The following is a 746-nucleotide window of genomic DNA, read 5'->3' as shown; positions in this document are numbered from 1 at the left end:
GCCCGCGGACGAGCGCCACCCCGGCCGACATCAATCGGAACGGCCGGCCGACATGACTTCGGAATCAGTGGCCGACATCGCTCCGGAACAGGCGGCCGACATCATCGGAATACGCATGCAGCGCCGCGGTGAGCCGCTTCACCTCCTCCAGCCGGAGCCCGAGGTCGGCCAAGCTGGCCACCTCGTCACGCTCGATCCGGGCCACCTCGGTCTCGGTCGCCACCCCGGGTTCCAGCTCCGCGACCAGCTTCACCCGCCACACCAGCTTCGGCACCGGCCCCGCTCCCTTCGCCCCCGCGGATCGGGAGCTTACCGGAGCGGCGGCTTGGCGCCTTGCCTGCTCTGGGTTCGCGGGTTCTTCGGCGGCGCTCATCCACCGTGGCCACTTGGGCCGTCACGATCTCGGCCTGTAATGCCGCAGTGAGATGCTTCACCTCCTCAAGGCTGAGCCCGAGATCGGCCAGCCCGCCCGCCTCGCCCCGCTCGATCCGGGCGAGTTCGGTCTCCGTCGTCCCTTCAGCCTCCTCGGCCACCAGCGTCAGCCGCCATACCCGCTTTGGCACCGGCGTCGCTCCTTCGCCCCCACACCCGAGGACCTTACCAAATAGGCGGCTCGCGGCCCTCCTCCCCCCACAGCTTTGCATGCTCTCGTCGTCATTCTGATCGTCGTCGTTGGCGATCAGACCGCGGCTGTCGCCGTCAGCATCGCGCCAGCCCCACTCGACTGACCGACGGCTTTCTCAACG

At 68.9% G+C, this 746-nt stretch carries 1 protein-coding gene; it reads right to left on the bottom strand.

Annotated features, from left to right (window positions below; genetic code table 11):
- Positions 1–64: 64 nt before the first annotated feature.
- Positions 65–274 (bottom strand): hypothetical protein, encoded by a 210-nt coding sequence (locus Q7A36_RS40420; protein ID WP_305109428.1) that lies wholly within the window; start codon positions 272–274, stop codon positions 65–67.
- Positions 275–746 lie beyond the last annotated feature (472 nt).

The organism is Paracraurococcus lichenis, from assembly GCF_030657435.1.
GTDB lineage: Bacteria > Pseudomonadota > Alphaproteobacteria > Acetobacterales > Acetobacteraceae > Paracraurococcus > Paracraurococcus lichenis.
Note: the sequence above shows the minus strand (reverse complement) of the source record. Positions and strands in the feature narration are given on the sequence as shown.